This window comes from Petrotoga halophila DSM 16923 (genome assembly GCF_002924615.1).
In genome coordinates, this window is record NZ_JALY01000229.1 from 1 (window position 1) to 9,245 (window position 9,245).

A 9,245-nucleotide genomic window follows, 5' to 3' on the forward strand; every position below is an offset into this window, starting at 1 on the left:
TGTTTCATCGTTGTTCCTCTTACGATGGAATCATCAATTAAAACAACTCTTTTGTTATCAATAACTTCTTTAACCGGTAAAAGTTTACGTCTAACTCCTAACTTTCTTTCTTGCAGATCTGGATCGATAAAAGTCCTTCCCACATACTTGTTTCTCATTAGCCCCATTTCTAAAGGGATACCCGAGGCTTTTGAATATCCTAACGCAGCAGAAAAGCCACTATCCATTACTGGAACGACTATATCAGCATTGATGGGACTCTCTTTTGCACATAACTCTCCCAACTTTTCACGCATTAAGTGCACATTATCACCAAATATATTTGAATCGGGCCTTGCGAAGTAAACATGTTCAAAAAAACAAAACTTATTAGGACTATTCGAAGATATTAAATGGCTTTCTATCTTTCCATCTTTTATTTCAACTAGTTCACCGGGCTCTATTTCCCTAATTTTAGCGTTTCGTAGAGGAAAGAATTTAAAAGCGCTGTCTTCAGAGGATACGTAAATTCCATTTTCAGTTTCACAAATACTTAACGGCCTGTATCCAAAAGGATCTCTAAAAGCAATTATTTTATCTTTGAAAAGGAAAAGTAGAGAGTAAGATGGAGAAATATTTTCAGTGATTGTTTTGCCAATTTCTTCACTATTCCAATTTGAAGGAGAACCTTTTAGTTTATTCACTAATAGATGTGGGAAAAGTTCTGTATCTGAAGTCGTCATAAATATGGAACCTTGCTCTTCATATTTTTCTTTCAGTTCAGGGCCATTTTCTATTTGACCGTTATGCGCTATGGAAAAAAATTCATTTTTATACTTTATACTAAGCGGTTGAGCATTTGTGAAATTAGAAACCCCTTTCGTTGAATATCTTACATGTCCGATCCCAAAATAACCGTTAATTTTTTTTGATACACCGCCCCCGAAAACTCTATTGACTACGCCTTTACCCTTATAAGTTGTAATCTTAGTGCCATCTGATACAGAGATACCAGCTGATTCTTGGCCTCTATGTTGAAGAGCCAAAAGACCTTCAACAATTCTGCCACTTACGTTGTACTTTTCAGTTTTTGAATATGCGGCAAACAAACCACAATTCTCCATCAGCATTTAACTATTCCTCCACACTTTTTGAAATACTATCGAAATAGATACTTCTAAGCTCTTTTAAATCAAAACAAACGCTGCCGATATCAATTCCATCATCACTGGATTTTATCTCTCCCAATTTTTTAACGTTGATGTTATATGATTTAGCAATATCTTCAAAAGTATAGGAATCTTTACTACTAACAGATACGATAAACCGACCCTGATTCTCTCCAAAAAGTTCTTCTACGGAAGTATCTAAAATACCTTTAAAACCAAGATTACTCGATATACAAGACACAGCTAAAGCAACGAGTAAACCTCCTTTGGAAACATCATGCACACTTTTTAAAATACCTTTTTCTATTAGATCTAATATAAAATTTTGCAAATACTTTTCATACATCGGATTTACAAAGTCGATTTCTCCACCCACAAAATCTTCAAGAACCTTCAAATAAAGACTGCCGCCTATCTTATCCATATTGATATCTGTTTTTCCAATTAAATAGACCAAGTCTCCAAAATCCTTGAATTTTAAATTAACTATTTTTTTAATATCCTTAATTTCTCCAATCATACCAATAACTGGGGTAGGGAAAATCGATGTTTCATGATACGAATTATAAAAACTGACATTACCGCTAACCACTGGGGTAGAAAGTTCTTTTGAAGCTTCAATCAATCCCTCGATACTTTTCTCAAATTGCCATGATACTTCGGAATCATCAGGATCACCAAAATTAAGGTTGTCCGTGATAGCTAAAGGCTTTGCACCAACAGAGATTAGATTTCTTGCAGCTTCGTATACAACATTCTTTGTACCCTCAAATGGATCCAAATAAGTGTAAAGTTCGTTGCTATCAATCGAAACAGCAATAGCCTTTTGAGTATTTTTAAACCAAAGTACAGCACTATCGGCTTGTTCTGGTATAAATATTGTATTCGTTCCAACTTTAAAATCATACTGCTGATATATCCATTTTTTACTGGATATGTTGTGGTTTGACAGTAATATCTTTAATATTTTATCTATATCCTTTATCTTTGTCTTTGGATATTTTTTTGCTTTGTTCAATATATAAGTAGAAGGAATGGTGTTGTTCCTATAATATTCAGGGGCGTTAACTAAAATCTCTATTGGAAGATCAGCAAGAACCTTGCCTTCGCTATTTTCTTTTACAACGTAACGAGGAGTTGAAATTGTTTTTCCTATAATTGCAAAGTCGATTAAGTATTTATTACAGACGATTTCTACTTTTTTCTCTGTACCAGGGTTAACCAAAAAAAGCATCCTCTCTTGAGACTCAGAAAGCATTATTTCCCAAGGTTCTATATCCTCTTGCCTTTTGGGTATATTATCTAAATAGAGTTCACAACCAACTCCACCCTTATAAGCCATCTCAGAAGTAGAGCTAAGAACACCGGCAGCCCCCATGTCTTGACAAGCCCTTACCCCTCTTATTTTCAATATCTCAAGTGTCGCTTCGATTAGATTCTTTTCGGTAAAGGGATCTCCAACTTGGACAGAGGGCCTATCATCTTTTCCACTCAATTTTTTTGATGCAAAAGAGGCTCCATGGATTCCATCACGTCCGGTTTTAGATCCTACATATACAAGAAGTTTATCAGGTCCATCAGCGTGGGAAGATGCCAAATGATTTTTGCTAGCAACACCGACGCACATTACATTTACCAAAGGGTTTGTTGAATATATTTCATTGAAAGAAGTCTCTCCACCAACCGTAGGGACACCGATGGAATTTCCATAATCGCTTATACCTGAAACAACACCTTCGAACATGTTCTTCACCTTTGGATCAAAAACATTTCCAAATTTCAACGAATCTAAAAGCGCTATGGGCCTTGCTCCCATAGCTAATATATCTCTAACTATACCGCCAATACCAGTAGCGGCTCCTTGATAAGGTTCTACAGCAGAAGGATGGTTGTGACTTTCAACCTTAAAAACAACGTCCTTTCCACCAATTTGAACGTATCCTGCATTTTCGCTTTCATAAGATTCATTAATTTTTTTGAGATAATGTTTAGAATGTTTGTAACCACAATGTTCAGACCATTGAGCAGAAAAAAGATAGGTTTCAAATTCATTGGGTATTCTCCCCAACTTTTCTTCGATAAGATCAAATTCTTCTCTTGAAATACCTAATTCCAATGCTATCTCTTTAATTGTTAATTGATTCTGCACTAGTCAAATACCTCCTGATAGATTGAAAAATGTAATTACCGTCCTCATTACCTAATACACTATGACAAGCTCTTTCCGGGTGAGGCATTAAACCAAACACATTGTATTCTTTATTTACTATGCCTGCCACATCGTCAAATGAACCGTTGGGATTCTTTTTGTACTTTAATACAATATTTTTAGGATCAAGCTTGTTATCTTTAATTATATAACGACCTTCCTTGTGGGCTATAGGTAAAGTTAAAATATTTTTTCGCATGTTATTAATAAAAGGCGTATCAAAATTCATGACCTCAACTTCAACATCTTTGCATATGAATCTATGAGAGATGTTAACGGTTAATGCTCCGGGTAATATCCCTGCCTCTGTTAGTATCTGAAAACCATTACAAACCCCTAAAACCAACCCTCTTTTGTTCAATATATACTTCTCTACCGAGCTCATTACGGGAGAAAACCTTGCTAATGCGCCAACTCTTAAATAGTCTCCATAGGAAAATCCTCCTGGAATAAAAACCAAATCGAAATCCAGTAATTGATTAAAATCATGCCATATATATTTTGTATCAAAACCGTTAATTGTCAAAGCAAAATTAGCATCTCTATCACAGTTTGAACCAGGAAAAACTATAATTCCAGCCGTTAACGAATTTACATTCTTCACACTGTTCACTTCCTACTCAAATCGATGATTTCAAAATCTTCTAAAACTGGATTTGTTAAAATTTTATAAGCTATTTCTCTGACTTTATCTTTGGCTGCTTCGTAGCTATCTTCTTTTACTTCTAATTCAATACTTTTTCCAAATCTTACACTTTCAACGTTGTAATTTAGCCTTCTTAAAACCTTAAAAGTAGTAGCTCCCTGTGGGTCTAAAATTCCTTCCCTTAACTTTATTTTTACTTCAAATCGGAAGGTTTTCTGCTCCTCTTTAATCATGATATATCTAACCTCCCAAGTAATACTTCGTAGGCGTTTATGAGATCCCCTTTATCTTCTCTATACACATCTTTGTCAAGAGATTCCATAGTATTTACGTCCCAAAAACGGCACGTATCAGGAGAGATCTCATCGATCAACGTAACTTTGTTATCATTTTTACTGATTCCGAACTCTAATTTAAAATCCACCAAAATAATTCCTTTAGATTTTAAATGATCTCTCAAAATATCGTTAACTTTTTTAGAAATTGAAGTGATTTCATCCAATATGTCTTCTGTGGTAACCTTCAAAAGAAGGACAGCATCTTTGGTGATCATGGGATCACCTAACTCGTCATTTTTTAAAGAAAATTCAATTAAAGGATAATCAAATATCAAGCCTTTTTTCACACCGTATCTCTTACAAAAACTACCGGCAGTGTAATTTCTAACTATAACCTCAAGAGGAATTAAATCTGTCCATTTTGCAACGAAAGAGTTTTCATCGTAATCGTTGATGTAATGGGTATTTATTCCTTCCTTATTCAACATTTCAAAGAAAAACTTAGAAATTTTTTTGTTAATTTTACCTTTGTTAAGTATCTGATCTTTTTTTAGTCCGTTGAACGCTGTAACATCATCTTTGAATTTTATCAATAACTTCTGCTCATCGAACTTATATACTTTTTTAGCTTTCCCTTCATACAAAAGTGTAAAATTTTCATTATTTTCCATCTTTTTCACCTTCTACCAACCTTTTTGCAAAGTATGCTGCATTTTTCATTCCACTACTTCCAATTCCCATGGTTGCAATAGGTACCCCACTAGGCATTTGTACCATAGAAAGTAATGCATCTATTCCATTTAAAGGACCTACATCTCTTGGGACACCAACAACGGGAAGATTAGTTAATGAAGCAATTACACCAGGCAAGGCAGCAGAAAGACCGGCAACAGCTATTATGACACTATACTCGTTAGTGGGAAGTTCTTCAATAAATTTGGTTAGCTCTTTTAAATTTCTGTGAGCACTAAACACTTTGTAATCGTAACTCATTTTCCATTCTTCAAATAGATCGATGGCAGTTTTTACAAAAATCTCATCTGATTGACTCCCAGATATCAAAAGGACTTTCTTACTCAAAGTTATCTCTCCTTTTTAAAATAATTTCATTTTTTAAAGCATTAAAATAAAAAATCCTACCTCCCATACAGTAGAGAGGTAGGATATTGATATAAAAATCCCACACCCCTCTTACTGTAGTCAAACAGTTTACGGCTGTTTGGTAGAAACTGCCGAACCATATTATCGGCATTATACAGAAAGAGGTTCCTTGATTATTTATTTTTTTATGTATTCATTATAACAAAGAAATTTTAGTCTAAGGTTAATTTTTTGAAAAATAAGGTAAATACAAAAAAGTGCTTACATTCGAAAATTATCTTTTATATTGGAGTATTTATCAGTATTTTCAACGAAATCAATTACCTTTTTTTCTATTTGATCTCTTATCTTTCTAAATGCTTCTAATCGTTCCTCTTCAGATCCTTGGGCAGCGGCGGGGTCATCAAAGGGCCAATGTAGTCTTATACTAACACCAGGGAAAAAAGGACATTCTTTTTCTGCTTTTGAGCAGACAGTTATTAAAAAACCAAACCTATCGTTCAAGTATATATCCAAACTTTTTGAGTATTGTCCGACCATAGATACTCCTTTCTCTTCCATAACTTTTATAGTCAATGGATGAATTTCACTTGCTTCTAAACCAGCACTGTAAGCCTCGAACTTATCATCTCCGTATTTCTTCAAAAAAGCCTGAGCCATCTGACTTCTAGCAGAATTTCTCGAACATAAGAACAAAACTCTGATTTTATTCATAATTTTCCTCCCTAGGATGATGGTTTAATCTTGCAATTTCGTCTAATTTTTTTATATCTGCTCTCTTTTCTTGAACTTTAAATTCGTTAAGTCTTTTATCTTTAAGTTTTTGAAGAATATCCTTTTCACTTTTTGCTTTTAAATAATTTTGTCGAGCAATTTCTTCTTCTTGTAACCTTTCTTGTAACTCTAAACGTAGTTGTGACAATTGATCATTTAAATAATTATTATACTCTATCATACTTAATAGTTTAGTAATTGAGATAGTATCTTTTACCTCTTTTATAAATTCTGTAGAAAAAGCATCAATCTTATTGCTGATACCTTTAATTTCGTCTTCAACTAACTGTCTTTGTTTACTTTTTATTCCTAATTCTATTCTTGCGGTATCTTCAAAACTTTTTTTTAGATCTTTCAATCGTTCAAGACGAAATTCAAACTTCAATGTTCATCCCCCTATTCAGTTTAAGACTTCATTTAATTCCGTATCTATCCAGCTTATAATAAAGATTTCTAACAGTTAAACCTAATTTACGAGCAACCTCTGTTTTATTACCATGGCTGGCTTCTAGTACTTCTAGAATTATCTTTTTCTCAAAGTCTTCAGTCATTTCTTTAAGCGTTCCTGTGACTTCTTCAACCTTTTCTTCCAAATCGGGAATATGTGTTGAAGTAACTAAGGAATCACTGTTGTCCATCGCCAACATAGCTCGGTCTATTACGTTTTCCAACTCTCTTATGTTCCCTGGCCACGAATAATTCATCAATTTATTCAATGCATCTTCAGTAAATCCGTAAACTATTCTACCATACTTTCTATTTAAATTATGTAGTAGTTGCTGAGCTAGTTCAGGTATGTCTTCCTTTCTTTCTCTTAATGGAGGAACTTCAATACTTACTACTGAAATTTTGTACAAAAGTTCTTTAGAAAATTTACCCAAACTCGAAAGAATCTTTAAATCTTCGGTTGTTGAAAAAATGAACCTCACATCAGGAATAAAATCGTAATAATCCGTATCGAAAACATTGTCTTTAAGAAAAGTTAAAAGTTTTCTCTGCATTTCTAAATCCATTAAATCAATATTTTCCAAAAAAAGTGTCCCTTCATTAGCTTGAGCCAAATAGCTATTTCCCCCAAAAAGGTACTCTTCCTGTCTTTCTTTTGGAATCAAAGAAAAATTTAATTTTAAATATGGTCCATCTTTTCTCGGACTTGCATTGTGAATAGCTTGTGCTAGAACCTCTTTCCCTACCCCAAATTCTCCTATTAATAAAAGGTCCACGTCTACAGACGCTACTTTACTTGCTTGAGCTATTACATCTTTCATAATTTCAGATTTTACTACTAAATCGTCGAAGGTGCGTGTGGCACTCTCTTTTTTTAGCATCCTTTTCGTTGCTTCGAGCTCGTTTATTAATCTTTGAATCTCGGAAATATCATGAATAACGGCGACACTTCCTTTAAACTCATTTTTAACAAAAAGTGGGGTGACGCTTGCTACTACTTCTTTTTTGTTCGTAGCTAATCTTTTTCTTACATTGTATATAGGTTTTTTCTCTCTTGCACATTGAATATGTAAACTTTCACCTTCCGCCAAATCTATAGTGGCAGGTTTACCAATGACCTCTCTCGGTGTTAGTCCTGTGATTCTTGTATAAGCTCTGTTGACCATGGTAACACGACCTTCTTGATCAGCCACAGAAATTGCATCTGAGGTAGAATCAATTATAGAAGTTAAAAGTGCTTCCATTTCTCTTAGATTAGTAATCTCTTCGGCTAACTTTTGTAATGTGGTGATATCTCTGAAGACAGCGGCAACTGCGATAGTTTCATTATTATCATTTTTTATAGGGATACGGGAAGTTAAAATAACTTTATCTCCCAAATTTTGCAATTTGTCATATTCTGGTTCCCCAGTTCTTAAAACAATATGCAATCTTGTGTTTGGAACATTTTCAACTACATTTTGCCTTATTATTTTTTCTTTATCAACCTCTAAAATCTTACAGGCGGAGTCGTTTATGTAAAAAATCTTTTCTCTTTCATCTATAATCATTACTCCATCTTGTAACTGATCAAGAACGTACCCCATCAGTTCTACTTCTTTCATGAAATCACCCCTCTGATAGTCACCAACGTTTATTGTGACGTTGAAAAAACTTCATTGTTTTCTTTTAAATTATGAGTCTGAATCCAACCATTTTTAAATCCTAATTCATACAAATAGTCGACTACTTCCTGATATTCTGATTTGTATAAATATCTTGATAATTTTTTATAATTTTTTGCCTTATAAACCGGAACGTACTGGTCCATTAAACTGATATGTATCTTTTCGGAAATTTCATACTTTAAGAATTTTAAGGCTTCTTTCGCTTGGTTTATTAGATTGGGTAAAACTAGAATACGAATTATTATTCCTTTTTTCAAAATGTTAGACTTTTCATCTACTATAAAAGTTTCACCAATCTGACGATGCATCTCTTTAATAGCTATTTGGACATTACTCCAATAATCTTTTACCCCTGAATATCGTTTACCAACGATATTACTAGTATACCTTATATCAGCCAAATATATATCAACGACATCCTCCATCAGCTTCAAAGTTTCAATGTTTTCATAAGAGGAAGTATTCCATACAATGGGTAATCGAAATCCTCGTTCTATTGCATATATCAAAGCATCAAAAATAAAAGGTAAGTATGGGGTGGCAGTTACCAAATCCAAATTAGCAGCCTTCATTTCATTCTGTAATTTTAAGAAAATTTCTGCTAAGTCGATTGTTGAAATGTTCTTTCCGAAACCCAGTTGACTAAAATTAAAATTCTGACAATAAACACACCTCATCGTACAATTGCTAAAGAAAATACCACCTGCACCATTTTCTCCTTGCAATACAGGCTCTTCTCCAGGATAAAGAACATACTCGGAAATTTTTATTTCGTTCCCGACCCTACAAGTTCCAACATTTGTTAACCTATTTACTTTACACTGCCGAGGGCAAAGATCACATTTTTCTAATCGTTTCATCAAATAATTACGTCTTTTATGAAGTTCACCTGACTCGTATAACTTCATGTAAGAAGGTAAAATTTCCATCTTATAATATACCTCCACTATTATCGAACGTTAAGGGGTTCCCCCT

Annotated in this window: 10 protein-coding genes and 1 riboswitch; all 10 genes read right to left on the minus strand. The window is 33.9% G+C overall.

Translation table 11 applies throughout. The features are described 5' to 3' along the window. The coding region (gene purF / locus AA81_RS11285; RefSeq protein ID WP_103899064.1) for an amidophosphoribosyltransferase at positions 1-1,109 on the minus strand (1,109 nt) is incomplete at its 3' end. 4 nt (positions 1,110-1,113) lie between these two features. Beyond that, the gene (gene purL, locus AA81_RS11290) at positions 1,114-3,297 is read right to left on the minus strand and encodes a phosphoribosylformylglycinamidine synthase subunit PurL (RefSeq protein ID WP_103899065.1); all 2,184 of its coding nucleotides are present in this window, start codon (positions 3,295-3,297) and stop codon (positions 1,114-1,116) included. Beyond that, positions 3,275-3,961 (minus strand): phosphoribosylformylglycinamidine synthase subunit PurQ, encoded by a 687-nt coding sequence (gene purQ / locus AA81_RS11295; RefSeq protein WP_103899066.1) that lies wholly within the window; start codon positions 3,959-3,961, stop codon positions 3,275-3,277. Before purQ ends, purL begins: the two co-directional genes overlap by 23 nt. 5 nt (positions 3,962-3,966) lie before the next feature. After that, a complete protein-coding gene (gene purS / locus AA81_RS11300) occupies positions 3,967-4,236 on the minus strand; it encodes a phosphoribosylformylglycinamidine synthase subunit PurS (protein WP_245863614.1) in 270 nt (89 codons plus the stop codon). Beyond that, positions 4,233-4,952 carry a phosphoribosylaminoimidazolesuccinocarboxamide synthase gene (gene purC / locus AA81_RS11305; RefSeq protein ID WP_103899068.1) on the minus strand — a complete coding sequence of 240 codons (720 nt, stop codon included), beginning with the start codon at positions 4,950-4,952 and terminating at the stop codon, positions 4,233-4,235. Before purC ends, purS begins: the two co-directional genes overlap by 4 nt. Continuing rightward, a complete protein-coding gene (locus tag AA81_RS11310; protein WP_103899069.1) occupies positions 4,942-5,361 on the minus strand; it encodes a 5-(carboxyamino)imidazole ribonucleotide mutase in 420 nt (139 codons plus the stop codon). The genes purC and AA81_RS11310 overlap by 11 nt, the downstream gene beginning before the upstream one ends. A 97-nt stretch (positions 5,362-5,458) precedes the next feature. Further along, positions 5,459-5,560: riboswitch (purine riboswitch) on the minus strand. A gap of 83 nt (positions 5,561-5,643) precedes the next feature. Continuing rightward, entirely contained in the window at positions 5,644-6,096 is a 453-nt protein-coding gene (locus tag AA81_RS11315; RefSeq protein ID WP_103899070.1) for an arsenate reductase ArsC, read from the minus strand. Further along, positions 6,089-6,541: a flagellar export protein FliJ gene (gene fliJ / locus AA81_RS11320; RefSeq protein ID WP_103899071.1), complete on the minus strand. Its 453-nt coding sequence runs from the start codon at positions 6,539-6,541 to the stop codon at positions 6,089-6,091. The genes AA81_RS11315 and fliJ overlap by 8 nt, the downstream gene beginning before the upstream one ends. Before the next feature lie 28 nt (positions 6,542-6,569). Beyond that, positions 6,570-8,207, minus strand: coding sequence for a sigma-54 interaction domain-containing protein (locus AA81_RS11325; protein ID WP_103899072.1), 1,638 nt, complete (start codon positions 8,205-8,207; stop codon positions 6,570-6,572). Positions 8,208-8,236: 29 nt separating this feature from the next. Then, positions 8,237-9,199 carry a radical SAM protein gene (locus AA81_RS11330; protein WP_103078265.1) on the minus strand — a complete coding sequence of 321 codons (963 nt, stop codon included), beginning with the start codon at positions 9,197-9,199 and terminating at the stop codon, positions 8,237-8,239. Between the last annotated feature and the right edge of the window lie 46 nt (positions 9,200-9,245).